The organism is Acidiplasma cupricumulans (genome assembly GCF_001402935.1).
GTDB lineage: Archaea > Thermoplasmatota > Thermoplasmata > Thermoplasmatales > Thermoplasmataceae > Acidiplasma > Acidiplasma aeolicum.
This window is the reverse complement of sequence record NZ_LKBH01000006.1, coordinates 1-14,316: the sequence shown is the minus strand read 5'-3', so window position 1 is coordinate 14,316 and position 14,316 is coordinate 1. Positions and strand designations below refer to the sequence as shown.

Annotated in this window: 15 protein-coding genes and 1 tRNA gene; 6 read left to right on the top strand and 10 right to left on the bottom strand. The window is 33.8% G+C overall.

Annotated elements, in window-relative coordinates; genetic code table 11:
* A partial coding sequence (locus tag AOG55_RS00150; protein WP_156318704.1) for a hypothetical protein occupies positions 1-626 on the bottom strand: 626 nt, incomplete at its 3' end.
* A 203-nt stretch (positions 627-829) separates the two neighbouring features.
* Between AOG55_RS00150 and AOG55_RS00145 the strand changes: the two genes are divergently transcribed.
* Genes AOG55_RS00145 through AOG55_RS00135 form a run of 3 tightly spaced genes read left to right on the top strand, consistent with a single transcriptional unit; the run spans position 830 to position 3,716 of the window.
* A complete protein-coding gene (locus tag AOG55_RS00145) occupies positions 830-1,798 on the top strand; it encodes an NOG1 family protein (RefSeq protein ID WP_055040731.1) in 969 nt (322 codons plus the stop codon).
* Complete coding sequence (locus AOG55_RS00140; RefSeq protein WP_236688940.1) at positions 1,782-3,425, top strand: glutamate--tRNA ligase; 1,644 nt, start codon at positions 1,782-1,784, stop codon at positions 3,423-3,425. The genes AOG55_RS00145 and AOG55_RS00140 overlap by 17 nt, the downstream gene beginning before the upstream one ends.
* Positions 3,426-3,476: 51 nt before the next feature.
* Positions 3,477-3,716: a hypothetical protein gene (locus tag AOG55_RS00135; RefSeq protein WP_048101346.1), complete on the top strand. Its 240-nt coding sequence runs from the start codon at positions 3,477-3,479 to the stop codon at positions 3,714-3,716.
* Here the strand turns inward: AOG55_RS00135 and AOG55_RS00130 are convergent, their stop codons facing one another.
* The 4 genes from AOG55_RS00130 to AOG55_RS00120 all read right to left on the bottom strand — a co-directional run bounded on the left by AOG55_RS00130 (position 3,717) and on the right by AOG55_RS00120 (position 6,941).
* Positions 3,717-4,301, bottom strand: coding sequence for a hypothetical protein (locus AOG55_RS00130; protein ID WP_156318703.1), 585 nt, complete (start codon positions 4,299-4,301; stop codon positions 3,717-3,719).
* 195 nt (positions 4,302-4,496) lie between these two features.
* The gene (locus AOG55_RS09530; RefSeq protein ID WP_169749782.1) at positions 4,497-4,655 is read right to left on the bottom strand and encodes a hypothetical protein; all 159 of its coding nucleotides are present in this window, start codon (positions 4,653-4,655) and stop codon (positions 4,497-4,499) included.
* 30 nt (positions 4,656-4,685) lie between these two features.
* On the bottom strand, positions 4,686-5,954 hold the full coding sequence (gene gck / locus AOG55_RS00125; protein WP_055040728.1) for a glycerate 2-kinase: 1,269 nt from the start codon (positions 5,952-5,954) through the stop codon (positions 4,686-4,688).
* Between the two features lie 120 nt (positions 5,955-6,074).
* On the bottom strand, positions 6,075-6,941 hold the full coding sequence (locus AOG55_RS00120; protein ID WP_084779371.1) for a DDE-type integrase/transposase/recombinase: 867 nt from the start codon (positions 6,939-6,941) through the stop codon (positions 6,075-6,077).
* Between the two features lie 181 nt (positions 6,942-7,122).
* On the opposite strand from AOG55_RS00120, the gene AOG55_RS00115 reads away from it, so the two are divergent.
* Positions 7,123-8,637: an APC family permease gene (locus tag AOG55_RS00115; protein WP_231563395.1), complete on the top strand. Its 1,515-nt coding sequence runs from the start codon at positions 7,123-7,125 to the stop codon at positions 8,635-8,637.
* On the opposite strand, the gene AOG55_RS00110 is transcribed toward AOG55_RS00115, so the two are convergent.
* The 3 genes from AOG55_RS00110 to cysS are packed head-to-tail and all read right to left on the bottom strand — an operon-like array spanning position 8,632 to position 11,722.
* Entirely contained in the window at positions 8,632-9,795 is a 1,164-nt protein-coding gene (locus tag AOG55_RS00110; RefSeq protein WP_048101019.1) for a nicotinate phosphoribosyltransferase, read from the bottom strand. The two genes, AOG55_RS00115 and AOG55_RS00110, sit on opposite strands and share 6 nt — an antisense overlap.
* Positions 9,788-10,327 (bottom strand): cysteine hydrolase family protein, encoded by a 540-nt coding sequence (locus AOG55_RS00105; protein ID WP_048101020.1) that lies wholly within the window; start codon positions 10,325-10,327, stop codon positions 9,788-9,790. Before AOG55_RS00105 ends, AOG55_RS00110 begins: the two co-directional genes overlap by 8 nt.
* Positions 10,328-10,351: 24 nt before the next feature.
* Positions 10,352-11,722 carry a cysteine--tRNA ligase gene (gene cysS / locus AOG55_RS00100; protein WP_048101021.1) on the bottom strand — a complete coding sequence of 457 codons (1,371 nt, stop codon included), beginning with the start codon at positions 11,720-11,722 and terminating at the stop codon, positions 10,352-10,354.
* A 75-nt stretch (positions 11,723-11,797) separates the two neighbouring features.
* Between cysS and AOG55_RS00095 the strand changes: the two genes are divergently transcribed.
* Both AOG55_RS00095 and AOG55_RS09245 read left to right on the top strand, forming a co-directional pair.
* A tRNA-Pro gene (locus AOG55_RS00095) sits at positions 11,798-11,870 on the top strand.
* 543 nt (positions 11,871-12,413) lie between these two features.
* On the top strand, positions 12,414-12,560 hold the full coding sequence (locus AOG55_RS09245; RefSeq protein WP_156318702.1) for a hypothetical protein: 147 nt from the start codon (positions 12,414-12,416) through the stop codon (positions 12,558-12,560).
* Between the two features lie 266 nt (positions 12,561-12,826).
* On the opposite strand, the gene AOG55_RS00090 is transcribed toward AOG55_RS09245, so the two are convergent.
* Together AOG55_RS00090 and AOG55_RS00085 are read right to left on the bottom strand one after the other, a co-directional pair.
* Complete coding sequence (locus AOG55_RS00090) at positions 12,827-13,921, bottom strand: DegT/DnrJ/EryC1/StrS family aminotransferase (protein ID WP_055032381.1); 1,095 nt, start codon at positions 13,919-13,921, stop codon at positions 12,827-12,829.
* The coding region (locus AOG55_RS00085) for a sugar 3,4-ketoisomerase (RefSeq protein ID WP_055040726.1) at positions 13,911-14,316 on the bottom strand (406 nt) is incomplete at its 5' end. The genes AOG55_RS00090 and AOG55_RS00085, both read right to left, overlap by 11 nt.

Genomic DNA, 14,316 nt, shown 5'->3' with positions numbered 1-14,316 from the left:
TTTAGTTCTAAAAATGTTTCAAAAAATATTATTTGTTGAATATTTGTATTTAAATTCCAGAAATTCATAATAAACTCAGTGGCTTTCTTTCTGGTATATTGATTTGTAATATTAAAAATTGCAATTTTCTTTGAGGGATGCTCCCTTTTGATTGGATTCGTCATTTCAATTGTATCCTTTAAATTTGCATTTTCATAGATATCAACAAGATATTCAAAATCTTTCTGAATCGAAATATTGAAAATATGCTGGTGATAAGCTGACTTCAATACTTTTTTCATTTCATGCACAAGATTGCTCTCATCAAGAATTTTTTTAAATGAATATGTAGCCTCGACAACAGCATTATTTTTATCAGATAATGAGTATGAATCATAATCTGACCATGAATCACCTGGCTGGTTAAGCTTTCCGCAGGCACCACAGACATATGAATATCCAATAATGCCCATATCAATTTTGTCTATACTATTCTCAACCGGAGTATTTGTTTCCTTATTATACGGAATTGCATAGAATTTATCATAGCCACAGTATTTGCATTTGACACCAAACCTTTTTCCGGAATAGAGTAAATATCCTGAATTAACCAGCCTTTCTATAATCGCGTGAATATCCTCATTCATGTATGTGTCCTCGGTGACACAGAAAAACATTATCAATAAATTTTGCACTTAGATCCCCGTATTTCAGGTCATACAGGAATGCGTCATCAATATTCATGGCGTTTAATCGTATAAAAATATTTAAAATTAATTTAAGAAATCTTTTATAAAATGCAATGCAATAAAAAATGAAAAGGATATTAAGGTCAATGACATAATGCAATGTGTTTGAATATATACCAACAGTGTTAAGATCGCAGGAGATTATTGACAAATCATTCAAAAAGGCATCGAATATAGTTGAGCCCTACTTTCCGAAAAAGGAGGATAAGGTTCGAAAGGAGGTAATTGACAGAATATCAACAATAGAGAGCATATCAACAGGCCATTTTGATAAATTAATAAAAAAATTTCCAACGATTGAGGCTGTTCATCCGTTTTATTACAGCCTGATAGACCTCATGTTTGATGTTAATAAATATAAGTTAAGCCTTGGCAAGGTGCAGTGGACATCAGAAAAAATCAAGGATTTAAGCACATTTTATATAAAAAAATTAAAATATGCAAGGACAATTGATGATATAAATTCCATAATGAAGAGCTATTACGGGAGGTACTCATCACTTGTTAATAATATAGGAAATGACCTTTTATTTTTGGGTGAATGCCGCAATTACTTAAAAAGGCTGCCCGGCATTATCATGAACATACCAACATTCATTCTTGCAGGAATGCCAAATACAGGAAAGAGTTCCTTATTGCATGAGATAACAGGCAATAATCCAGAAATAGCAGAGTATCCATTTACAACAAGGGATATCCTGATAGCCTACAGGCATTTTAATAACAGGAGGGCGCAGTTCATAGACACCCCTGGAATACTTGACCGCACCATGGACAAAAGGAATGATATTGAAAAGAAATCCATTATAGCACTCTCAAAGATAGATGGAATTATATTATTCCTCATGGACTATTCAGGAACAACAAAATATACTGTGGATGAACAGGAAGAATTGTACAGCGAAATAAAAAATTCATTTAGCAATAAAATATACAGGATACAGACAAAAATAGATATAAGTCAGAGGGTTGAGGATATAGCTGTAAGCACTAAAATACCCGATGGGATCAAACCATTAATGGAAATTATAGAATCAGAGGTGAATGGCTATTATGGATCAGGAAATTAGAAGGCAGGCAATTAAAAATGCGTATCTTCATGATGGCAGGGCTGATGTTTCATCCGTTGTGAGCAAGCTAATATCAGAGAATCCTGAGATTAAAAAGAACATAAAGAATTTAATACCTGATGTTAAAAAAATGGTTGATGAGATTAATTCACTGGGAAGGGAAAAAATCGATGAGATTGTTGCAAATGAATACCCTGAATTCCTGATTAAGGAAAAAAGGGAGGAAAAACACGAACTGCCCGAATTGAGGAATGTCCACGGAAGGGTTGTAATGCGTATGGCCCCATCGCCATCAGGTCCCCTGCATATTGGGCATTCAAGGATGGCAATACTCAATGATGAGTATGTAAAACGGTACGGTGGTGAGTTAATATTAAGAATAGAGGATACGAATCCGGACAACATTGACCCAGATGCATACCAGTTAATACCGGAGGATTTGAAGTGGCTTGGCGTGAATGTTACAAAAAGTGTGATACAATCATCAAGGATGGAGATATATTACAGGTATGCCAGGGATATGATAAAATCCGGGCATCTGTATGTCATAGAAAGGGATCAAAAATATTTCCATGACATGAAGATGAAATCACTGGCTGTTCCAGAAAGAAATGCATCACCAGAGGAAAATGAGGAGAAATTTGACAGGCTTTTAAATAACTATTATGATGAGGGCCAGGCCGCTGTTGTGATGAAGACCGATCTGAACCATCCTAATGAATCCATAAGGGACTGGATTGCATTCAGAATAAACAAAACACCGCATCCATTAACCGGTGATAGATACGTTTTATACCCGACCATGAATTTTTCAGTATCAATAGATGACCACCTCCTTGGGTTAACACATGTAATAAGGGGAATAGACCATCTGGTAAATACTGAAAAGCAGAGGTATGTATTCAGGGCAAATAACTGGAAGGAGCCAGAATACTACCATTACGGGTTTATCAAAATACCTGATTCCGTATTAAAGACAAGCACAATAAAGGAGGGAATAAGGACAGGAAGGTACACAGGCTGGGATGATGTACGCCTTGGAACATTAATGGCTTTAAGAAAGAGGGGATACAGCCCGGAGACATTCAGAAGGTACTGGATAATGTCCGGCATGAGGGAGAGCAATGCCGTTTTCTCATGGGAGATCTTTGATTCCATAGACCGCGAGATTATAGATTATAAATCAATGAGGTTCTTCTTTGTGAATAATCCTGTTAAAATCAATCTTGAAAATAATATTGATCTTAAAAGCCATGTTCCATATCACCCTGAGAGGCCCGATCTTGGCTTCAGGGAGTATGATTTTCAGGTTAATTCTGATATTTACATCGATGAAAATGATTTAAACAGCATTGATGAGGGAGAATACATAAGATTAAAGGACCTGTGCATGGCAAAAAAGGTGGGAGGTAAAATTTCATATGTTCAGGACGATGGCCGCAGGAAATTAAGGGTAATACACTGGTGCCCGGTAAATTCCATTGATTTTAAGGTTTACAGGCCGGATGGCACTGTTGATTCTGGAAAGCTTGAACCTCTTGCAGAATCATTGAATGGCGTTGCACAGATGGAGCGCTACGGTTACATAAATAAATCAGGATGCACCGGTTATTATCTTCACAGATAGTTTATTTTTAAACTTTGAAAAACAATAAGTGCCATGATGAAATATACATATATGAGAACCGATGATCAGACCGGAGTTGTATGCGGCGGTGATCCCGAAAATTATTTAAAAGCCTATTTTAAGGGCCTTTATTTTGACCTTGATGATGGCGAGGAGATACAGATAAAGGCATTGAGGGAAAAATTCCCCATGGGCGAGGCGGCAATAAAAACCCTGGCAGAAAATGCAGGGCTTAAAATGTATAAATATAAGGATAATGGTGATATAATATACATTTACCTTAAAAAATAATCATAATTTATACCGGTAATTATTATAAAGCCCTGATATATCAAACAAAAATTTATGGATATCACCGCCCTGCACAATGCCAAGGCACCTCCTTGAGTTATATTTTATATTAAAAATCTTTATTTTATTATATTTCATCTGGGTTGCCACCGGCTCATCGCCAAATGATATATCCTCCGTAAAAATTTTTGTTTCCTTATATATCCTTGCTTTTATTAAAAAATTTATATTTTTTGGAACAAGGAAATCAATAAAACGATTGTCATCATCATAATTTAAAACAAAGTTTAATTTATCATCAATGTGAAGTGCCGCTGCAAGTATGTATTTTATTGAAAATGTATTGAATATATTTACATCTATATAATTATTCCCTGATGAGTATAAAAAATTTGATAATTTTTTGTCGGCAATGAATATGTATGCCATATTATGCCTGATCTCTATTCTATGCATGCTTATTCCGTTTAATCCACGTGATGTTACAAGCGCGCTGGATATATAATCAACGCTGTTGTGATCATCGTGTATTACCGGTATTTTTTTTACACCCTTATAATTATGCCTGAAATGGATTCTTGCCATTTCGGGTTTTTTATTAATATTTTTTATAGATTTTATTTTATTGACATAGTATTTAACGTCATGGTCGAATATATTATATACAATATTCCATTGATTTGAATTCAAGTATATCAGGTGGTTATCATGGGATTCCTAAAATATTTTTTTGATGCCCACCATAAATGATAAATTTAATTCAAAAAATTAAATCAATATTTACGAAAATTCCTCCTGGAGCTCCATTATTACCTGATTTATGACGTCCTCCATGGTTAATCCGTTATATTCCCTTAAACCACCCATATCGGTCCTGAGCCTGGCTGTGTATCCATCCTCATTCTTTTCAAATTCGATGTTGCACAAAAGTTCCTCCATAACAATCAAATCTAAAATTATAAGTAATATTTAAAAATTGTTAAATTTATTATAATAACCAAGAATAATATCAGAAACATTATTTCCGGTCCTGCCGGTCATAATAATATTCCCTGGTTTAAGTGCGTTGTAGCTGTCATTGTTTTTAAGGTAATCATCAATGTTTTCTATTTTTGTAAAATTATCTACAATTCCACCCGCAGCAGGGCTCAGGCCATCAATGCCATCCGTGCCAATGCTCAAAAACAGGAACTGCTCATCGTTATTGTATAACTTATGCATTTTCATGCATAATTCCTCGTTTCTTCCCCCGATGCCGTTACCCCTTACATTCACCGTGGTCTCTCCGCCGCATACAAACCAGAAGCCTGATCTTTTTACTGAATAAATGTTTCTTAATATATTTATTAAATAATTAGAAACGTCATTGACATCGCCGTTTATGTTGCTTCCCAGTGAGACAGAATTTGAGTCCAGATTTTTATATAAATAATCAACAAAATCCTTATTTTTTAATATAATAATGTTCTCAATCCTTTCATAATATTTCATATCAAGGCTATTCTTCCTGTAATTTTTATTAATAAAATCCCTCAGCCCTGGATTTTTAACGTATTTTTCAGAAATTTTTTGCACATCATCTGAATAATCCTCCCTGACAAGCGGGCCTGATGCAATAATGCCCAGGTCATCGTAAAAAACATCAGATATAATATAGGATTTAACATGTGCCGGATACAGATATGAGGCAAGCTTGCCGCCCTTTACAGATGAAAGTCCGAGCCTGATTATGTTCAGGTCATATATATTACCACCGGAGTTCATGATCTCTTTTGATATCTCCATTATATCATCAACGCTGACATTATCCTCGGGTATTTCAAATAACGATGAACCGCCGCCAGAGATTAAAACTATGACCAAGTCATCCTCATTTAAATTTTTTAATGGCCTTAAGAGTTCAATTGATGAATTTACAGAGGCACTGCTAACATATGGGTGTGTGCCCCTGTAAATTCTGAGCTCGGTGAAATTATGGCCAATGACCTCATCCTCGGGTACTATTATTCCGGCGTATCTTAGTTTGTTAATAATTTTTGGCCTTATCCCGGAATACATCCTGAACGATGCCTTGCCGAATCCTATTAAATATACATTTTTATACATGTTTATGTTAACATTAAAAACATTATTTATTGCATTCTCTGGTGTTAATGTCTGAAGCATATCATCAATGAGTTTTACAGCAAATTTCCTTCTATCATTGAATGATATGTCGTTAATATTATTTACTGCCATAAATTTGTAATAATATAATGTGTTTTAAACTTTGCATGGGATTTTATTTTATGCCATTTTTCTTAATAATGTTCTGTCCTGTTATTATTTCCTTTATATACTTTATAAACTTATATACTTTCATTTTACCACCATCTTATTTTTATATGCCATTGCAGGTGTAACAATATTATCGCCATCCGACAATGAATCATGCATTCTCTCATAATTATAATGGTACACTACTTCCTCCCATGTACTAAAATATGGCCTTAATGATTTAATTGTATAATTTAATCTCTCTAATTTACCATTGGTTTCAGGATGATTTACCCTTGCCAGTATATGCTTTATATTATTATCATCCAGATACTGTTGAAACTTATTCTTATCTCCTATTATTCCATTCCTTCCATTTGAGAAGAATTGAGTGCCATGGTCTGTTATTATTCCATTAGGCCTGCCATATAATTCTATTGAATGTTCTAATGTTTCAATTGTATTATCTATTGTTTCCTCCTCATATACACCTAAACCTACAATGAATCTCGATGCATCATCCTCTATTATTATTAATTTCTCTTTTTTATTGTATTCAGACCAATCTATATGCCATAATGAATTAGAATATTCTCTCTCATACTTTACATACTTTCTCTGTTTTTTCTTGTTTTTATCTTCATTAACCATATTTAATGATAATAATATTTTATATATAGTGTTTTTAGAAATTATTATATTTATCTTCTTAAGGTATTTCCTTATTCTTTCTGGACCTGATAATGGGTATTTAATTTTAATATTCTTAACAATATCTATTTCATTATCTGTTATTATTTTTGGTTTCCTTTTATTATCTATAATATATTCTCCATTTTCCTTATATTTTTTGTAAATATAATTTACATACCTTGTACTTATCTTCATTTCTTTGGCTATTTCTGTTGATGATCTTCTTTTATTCTTTTCCCTTATTATGTATTTTATTTTTTTATCAGTTAACTTCATTCTTGGTGTGTATTCTTTTATTATATTTTTACCGGGTATATATAGGAAATATTTACGGGACAATATACATTTTTCTTAATAATGTAAAATTATAATACAAATAAAATAATGCAAATAATTCAGGATTTATATTCACTGTTAAATGATAAAATTCAAATACGAATCATATATTAAGTATTACGTGACAGAAGAAAAAAATATTTCTCACGTTAAGGAAGGTTATAGGCATTTAAAATTTAATCAGCTAACCCTGAGGCATGCTGTTTCCCAGGCAATTGGCCTGAACGCGCCCGGTGGCACAATTGTTCTTTATGTTGCGGGAACCGCCGCATTGCTGACCTTTACATTTTCTGGATACCCGGATGGTTCATTCTCAATTCCATTGATTTTATTCATGGCACTGATTGTTTACTCAATGATGAGCTATTCATCATATGAATTTTCAAAATATCTATCAAGCTCGGGCGGTTACTACACATTTGTTGCAAATGGCCTTGGCAGGTCATTTGGATTGACAACGGCACTGTCATATATAAGCTACCAGATACTGAGCTTTACAGGATTTGGAATCCTGGGCTTTGTGGGCTTTGCCTACGCAATTCTGCCCAGCCTTGGCATAACAATACCATACATCAATGTTTTGTGGATTCCGGTAAGTGTTATTTTTATTTTGTTTGTCAGCGTTTTAATATACAAGGGGATTAAGCCATCATTAAGGTATGTTTCATATGCAATATTTATAGAGGTTTTATTCTTCATCGGAACATCAATATATTTAATACTATCACATGCATCCTCGGTAACATTCACACCCTTCACGGCAATACCCGTGGGCGGCAATTTTATCATACTTGCGGCGATGATGGTTTATGCCATCGGAACATTTGTGGGCGTTGGCGGTTCAATACCGATTGCAGAGGAGACCAAAAACCCTAAGAGGAATGTGCCGTTATCAATTATATTAAGCATACTTGTTCTGGGTGTAACAATCATACTTGCATCGTACTCAGAGGTAATATCATGGGGATTCTCAAACATGGTTAATTTTGGAACAGGATCGGGCATAGGGGCATACCCTGTTCTATCAATTTATAAAAATGATTTTGGCGCATTCAGCTCAATACCGTTTATTATATTATTAATAATTGTAATAAATTCATTTTTCACAGCAACAGTATCGCTCGGAACAAATGCAACAAGGGTTTTATTCTCCTTATCAAGGGAGCACGTCATACCTGAAAGGCTGTCAAGGACAAACACCAGGGGCGTTCCGGTATATGCCGTGATATTCATTACTGTGCTGGCGCTTGCAATTGTTTTATCCACGGGCCTTGCCTTTGAATACATTTATCCTGGAAGGCCAATAGACGCGCTTCTATATGCATCGGTATTCCTGTTAATACTTGAATCTCCAATTACATACATAGTTCATATTTTAACAAACACATCATTATATTTCTTCCTGAAGAAGAATAATCAGAAAACACACATTGTAAGGCACATAATAATACCCGGAATATCAAGCATAACATTAATAGCTGCAATAGTCGCCGCGGTTTACTTTGATTTAAGCGCGCCATACATATACGGTGTTTACGGTTCATTATTATGGGTTATTGCCATATTTGCAATTGTAATAATAATGTACACAAAATACAGGAAAAATCTTGACAACCTTGGAGATTTTTCATTATAAATTCATAAATTTATTTATCTGGTTTAAAGACCTTTCCCTTATTTTATTTATATCCTCCATTATATTAATTTTTCCCGATGATATGTACCTTACGAGTATATTCCTCATGGTACCCCCGCATGAGCACGGCATCTCATTGATTTGATTGTCTACAACCCTTGTGCTTCCGCAGGCATCGCACCTTAAAACGTTTTTTATGCCGGAGAATTTCCCGCGCTTTGTTATATTATTTCCTTCGATGTTAACTATGTCCATGCCAAAATCAACGGTTTTGGCCGATGCAATTGATGTTCCTATGCCGAATGCTGATACACCGGCATTTTTTAATGGAATAACATCATCAAGTGATATTCCTCCTGAAACCATGATTTTTACATTTTTATGGTTCCTTAAATCGAGCTCCCACCTTATTTCCCTTATGATATTTATAAAATTGCCGCGCCTTGACGATGGCGTGTCCAGCCTTATATAATCTATATCGGGAAATTCATCCGCAGCCTTTATGGCGGCGAATTTTTCATCCATGAATGTGTCTATTAAAAAAACCCTGAAACGGGAGTTATCATGCTGGGTTTTCCACGCAAGGTCATCGCCAAGTATTAATGACAGTGCGTGTGGCATTGTTCCGGATGGTGTGATCCCCAATATTTTTCCGCTTATAACTCCAGATACGCCGGAGGCGCCGCCGATGTATGCAGATCTGTCAATCATTGGCGCTATTGCCGGATGCATCCTGCGTATTCCGAATGATATAAATGGCGTATCACCAAGCATCTTTTTAATTAATGATGAGTATGATGATATGCCCGATGCCTGGCATATAAACCCAAGTATGGGGGTTTCGTATTCTGCAAAATCAAGGTAATGCCCGGTTATCCTTATAAATGGAACGGGAACACCAGCATCGTCCCTGTTCCTTATCACGGTTCCCTCCGGTATTGCATATAAATCTATGTTCTTATTTTCCAGCAGTGATATAACATCATTGAGGCCCGTGAAGTTTATATAATCATACCCTGCCGATGGGGCTGTAACCTCCATGGTGACCACAGGGTTTTTATCCAGTTTTTTTAAATATTCCTTTGTGTAATCAAAGTACACATCGGTGACATCGCCATTCAGTATTTCATCCTCACCGGCCATAACGAATTTACTCATTTTTAATAACCCCTTTAAATTCCTCTGAATCTATTGAGTTATACCCATAGTTTATTTTAATTTTTTTAAGGGCATCCTCATGGTTATTTTCATCTATTGATGCACAGAGATCTGATACAACTGTTACATCATAATTTCTGTAGAATGCGCCTGAGGCGGTGTGCATAACGCATATATCAGTGCTGATACCAAATAAATAAAGCTTTTTTGCATTTAAAAATCTTAATAATGAATCAAGGTCCGTGTCATGGAATGCATCGTAATGCCTTTTATTGATAATAAAATCAGGGTATTTTTTTAATTTTTCATATATTTCAGACGCTGGTGTGTTCATTAATGCATGCTCTCCCCAGACACGGAATTCCGGGTCATTCTTAATATGGAAGTCGCGGGCGAAAACAACTGGCATTTTATTATATTTTAATACATCAGCAGCACGGTTCGCAGCATTCAATGCGTTTTTATTGCCGAATTTTCCGGTGACGAAATCATTGATCATATCGACTATTAATATTACATTATTCTGTTCCATGATGAAAAATACATTATTTCATTATTAATCTTTTGCATACCATATTGTCTTATCGCCGTTGTCCTCAATATATATTCCAGCGTCCTGAAGGCTCTTTCTTATTAAATCAGATAAATCATAGAATTTATTTTTTCTCAATTCATTTCTGATCAATATCAATGAATCTATAATATCTGTGTTTATTTTTTTAGAACCATATAATATGTCAAGGAAACTGTTTAAATAATCCAGGATTTTTAGTGCCTTCTGCGCCGTATTATATGATATATTTTCATAATTTTTATTTAAAACGCCCACAAATTCAAGAAGCTCCGCTATAAGCCTTCTCGTGTCAAAATTATTCTCCATTATGTTATTGAATGAATTAATGTATGCATCGTAGTTTATGTCAAATGAACCGTTATCTGAATTTATTAATTTTAATTTATTGTATATTGTATTGATTTTATCAACGCTCTCCCTTGACTGGTTCATTAATTCAAGTGAGTACTCAATTGATGTGTTGTAATTCGAATTAATCAGTGCAAACCTTAAAACCTCTGGTGAATAATCCTTAAGTATGTCCTTAATTTTTATGTAATTCTTCAATGACTTTGACATTTTTTCCTTGTTTACATTGACCATGCCCGTGTGTATCCAGTACCTTGCAAGGTACTTCCTGTTGCTTATTGACCTCATCTGGGCAATCTCGGCCTCATGGTGTGGGAATATTAAATCTGACCCGCCGCCATGGATATCATACTCATAACCGAAAAATGTTTCGGTTATTGCTGTATCCTCTATGTGCCATCCCGGCCTGCCCTTACCCCAAGGGGATTCCCAGTATGGTTCCCCGGGCTTCATCTTCTTCCACAGTGCAAAGTCCTCGGGATGTTTTTTATCCTCGTTGATTACCCCGCGTGCATTCTCAATGATCTCATTTAGATTTTGATTTGATAATTTTCCATAATCCTTAAATTTGCGCACATTAAAATAAACACCGTCTGATGTTTCATATGCATATCCCTTATTTATCATTCTGCGTATCTGGCTTATTATCTCCTTTATGTATAATGTTGCCCTAGCATAGTATGTAACGCTGTTTACCCTTAATATATTCATCAGCCTTAAATATTCATTGTAATAGTACTCGGCTATTTCTTCCGGGCTTTTATTTTCATCTTTTGCCCTCCTTATAATCTTATCATCGATATCAGTAATGTTCTGAAGGTAAAATACGGAATATCCCCTGGCACGTAAAAATTTGACAATTACATCAAAGAAGATGTTTGTCCTGGCATGCCCTATATGGAAATCATCCTGAACGGTCGGGCCGCAGACAAAGATATTAATCCTGTTTTTATTAATCTCCTTAAAGACCTCATCCCTCTGGCCAAGTGTATTGTGAATTATCATTAAAACAGTAATTTTAATCAAAAGATAAATGTTTACATAAATAAATGTTTTATATTCTTTTACAATAAACCATTAGGGTTTGTGGGGTAGCCTGGTATCCTTCCAGCTTCGGGAGTTGGAAACTCCGGTTCAAATCCGGACAGACCCATTAAAAACTAAGTTATATTTTCATTATAGTTAAAAAATGTATAAAAAAGACCTCTTTTTAATCTAACTTCTCGATTTTATTGCAATAATCAAAGATAAATAAGCATAGATTTAATTATTTTACCAAATAAGGCATTATTCAATAAGCATGTTATAATTTTACATAAATTATTTTTATATGCTTTAAATCGCTTATAATCGCTTTTAAATGGCATCTGATAATCAAGGATTTGACAATGATATATAAAATAAAAAAATAGAAATAACAGGAGAATAAGGAAGACTTATCTCTATTTAATAAAGGCACAAATGGTAAGAGAAAGAACCATTCTACTTTTATGGGAGGTTATATAATTATAAGTCCACGACTAACTAATAGTTATGTACCTATAATATCTTGGAAAAGCATTTGAAAATTAGCAGTGAAAAATTTATTATTGTTTTTATATTTATTATAATATATCAAGCAAATCTAAGGATGCAATAGATGATTCAATAATAAGGAAATTTAAGGTTGTTATGTCTGGATAATATTATATTAAAAATGGATAACGATTCACAGTATATATCCAAGGAATTCAATAATTATTTGAAAACAATGAATATAAAGTGTGGATACATAGAAAAGAAGCACATGAGGAGAATGGTGATATTGAATCATGCCATAATTCAATTAAAACTGATTATATAGTTCAATGAAATTAATAATATAATGCCACATTCACGTTGTATTATTATTTACCCTTACAGTTTTTAGATCAATGAAATAATGATAGCAGTTTCAGGGAATATTATATGGGATTTTTAAAGAATCTTAAGGGTAGCTATAGAAGAAGAAAACACAACTATTATAGGAAGTCTATGCTCAATGCCTCATGAAATAGAAAGATTTTTGTTTAGCAATCATTATCTAAGATCAAGGTCCAGTAATTACAACTCAATTATTTTGATAATTCATTATATATTATTTATAGAGTCGATAACATAGGTAATTTCATCTTCGCTTAGATATGGGTCAATAGGAATGCTTAACTCTGTATTTGCAATTTTATAACTGTTAGGAAATGATTTCTCATTATAATCTAGATATTTCAACGCAGGTTGTAAATATGGCGGCACAGGGTAATGTATTATGGAAGCAATTCCTTTTTTTTGAAGTCCCAATTTTACATGCTCTCTTTGCTCAGAGAATATCGGGAATAGGTACCAATTTGGAGTTGCGTATTCAGCTACTTCTGGCAAAGTTATCTTATCATTATGTATTTCATTTAAATATCTATTAGCAATATATCTGCGCCTTTCATTCCATTTATTAAGATATTTTAATTTTATGTCCAAGAAGCCAGCCTGAATTTCATCCAGCCTAGAGTTATATCCTATTAAATCACTTACATAATTATTCCTCTCTCCATAGTTCCTCAACAGTTTTGAATAATAACTTATATTCTCATTGCTTGTAACGATGCAACCAGCATCACCTATAGCACCCAAATTTTTTGTTGGATAAAAACTGAAGCATTCAGTTTCTGCAAGTGAGCCAACTATTTTTCCTTTGTATTTTGCACCATGTCCCTGAGCAGCATCGGTAACAACATTTAAATTATTTTCATGAGCTATCTCATTGATAATATCCATATCCGGAGTCTGATAATATAAATGTACGGGCATAATTACACGTGTTTTCTCAGTAATTTTATTTGGTATCAAATTGGCATCTATCTGTAGTGTCTTTATGTCTGCATCTACCGGTACAGGAACATAACCAGCTCTGATAATTGCAATAAATGTAGCAATATAAGTATTTGCAGGAACTATTACTTCTATTCCTCTCTCTAAATTTAGTGATTTTAATGCTATGGTTAGAGCATCCAAGCCTGAGGCTACCCCAATGCAATATTTTGCCCCTACAAAATTAGAAAAATCCTTTTCAAATTCTTGTACTTTTTTACCAAGAATATAGTATCCAGAAGCCATTGTATCATAATAACTTTTATCCAACTCTGGTTTTAAATCGTCATAAAGCCTTTTGAAATTTTGAAAATTAACTATCATTTGAAATCAACTCCATAAATTTATTTTTATCCCTAATATATTCACTTTCATTATATTCTCCATTAGCTAAAACCAAATATAAGCATTCATTAGTTAAGCTTTTAATATTAATCCATACTAATGGGCTAATAACTATTCCTTCATATTCTTTTAATAATAAAAAACCATTATTTATACTTGTATGATATTCTATTTCTAACAAACCCTCAATATCATATAAAATCTGAGTTTGTTTATAATGGGCATGACCACCGCGAATAACATTTTTATTTAATGTTTTTATATAATAAACTCTTTTAATTTTAAAATTATCTATTGGAATATTATCTGTTATAACTGTTAATATACCTCTTTCATCTATGTGTGGTGCAGAAAAATATTTAATTAGATTTTCT